This is a genomic window from Acinetobacter sp. 228 (genome assembly GCF_048147885.1).
In genome coordinates, this window is the sequence record NZ_JAYWYV010000185.1 from 1 (window position 1) to 1,596 (window position 1,596).

At 46.6% G+C, this 1,596-nt stretch carries 2 protein-coding genes; both read right to left on the minus strand.

The annotated features are described in order from the left end of the window. Nucleotides 1-926: FMN-dependent L-lactate dehydrogenase LldD (gene lldD, locus VXQ92_RS17175; protein WP_416682634.1), on the minus strand; the 926-nt coding region annotated here is incomplete at its 3' end. After that, nucleotides 923-1,596 (minus strand): transcriptional regulator LldR (gene lldR, locus VXQ92_RS17180; protein WP_416682635.1); only part of this gene is annotated, 674 nt, incomplete at its 5' end. The genes lldD and lldR, both read right to left, overlap by 4 nt.

Sequence of the window (1,596 nt, forward strand, 5' to 3'; positions counted from 1 at the left end):
ATGCCTGAGTCAGCCAAAATCGCTAAGTCACCTTTCACCGCATCGGCAATTGCAGGCAATGCACGAGCAGATGACATCACGCCATCTAACTGACGACCGCCGTGATTCGACACTACAATCCCATCTGCACCAAAACGCACAGCATCTTTGGCATCTTCAGGATCTAAAATACCTTTAATCACCATTGGGCCATCCCAAAACTCACGAATCCACTCAAGGTCCTTCCATGAAATGGATGGGTCAAAGTTCGAGCCTAACCAGCCAATATAGTCTTCAAGCCCAGTCGGCTTACCTAAATATTTAGAGATATTTCCCAAGTCGTGCGGACGACCCATTAAACCCACATTCCATGACCAATGCGGATGAAACACTGACTGCATATAACGACGCATCGCAGCATTTGGCCCACTCATACCCGAATGGGCATCACGATAACGTGCACCCGGCACAGGCATATCTACGGTAAACACCAGTGTTGAACAACCTGCCGCTTTTGCACGTTCCAAAGCATTACGCATAAAACCGCGGTCACGTAACACATAAAGCTGGAACCACATCGGACGGTTAATTGCAGGTGCAACTTCCTCAATCGGGCAAACAGAAACCGTTGAAAGCGTAAATGGAATACCTTTTTTATCGGCTGCCATTGCGGCTTGTACTTCACCACGGCGTGCATACATACCTGTTAAACCCACAGGAGCCAAGGCAACTGGCATCGACAGCGTTTCATTAAACAGTTTTGTCTCTAAACTCAACGCGGACATGTCATTCAGCACACGCTGACGCAATGCAATTTCTGACAAATCTTGTACGTTACGCTTTAAGGTATATTCCGCATACGCTCCACCATCAATATAGTGAAATAAAAATGGGGGTAAGCGACGTTGTGCCGCAGCACGATAATCATTGCCAGAAGAAATAATCATTTTGAATCAACTCTATTTAAACGGTTTGCACGTTTCTGGCGAGCTTCGTCTTCATCCAGAGAACGCACATGATTAATCACAAATTCAATATGACCGCAGACAGCTTGGCGTGCGGCCTCGGGATCTTTACGATCAATAGCATCCATCACCTGAAAATGCTGCTCGCTCAGCAAGTCACCATTTACGGGGTCGTTATAAACTTTCTTACGCCCTAACAAGACGTTGTATTGCAGCAAATCAAACAAGCTGCGCATCATTTGAATCAGCACCACATTGTGAGATGCTTCAGCAATCGCTAAGTGGAATTCAGCATCCGCGACCGCCGCCTGTGCTGAGTCACCCGCATTTTGGTGGCGGCTAATTTCATTAAAATAATGATGAATTTTGGCACGATCTTCTGGGGTCGAACTTAACTCGTCATACCATTCAGTTCCCACTTCGAGCACCAAACGCGCCTCTTGCACATCAAAACGGTATAACGGAGCTTCTTCAATCAGGTTACTGATTGGATTCACAATCAGTTGCTGTGGCCATTGTTCAGGTAATTGCTGAATATAAGTTCCATCGCCACGGCGACTAATCAGTACACCTTGACTATTGAGCTGTTGAATTGCTTCACGTAAGGATGGACGAGAAACTCCTAAGCTAGTTGCAAGCTGGCGCTCGGCAG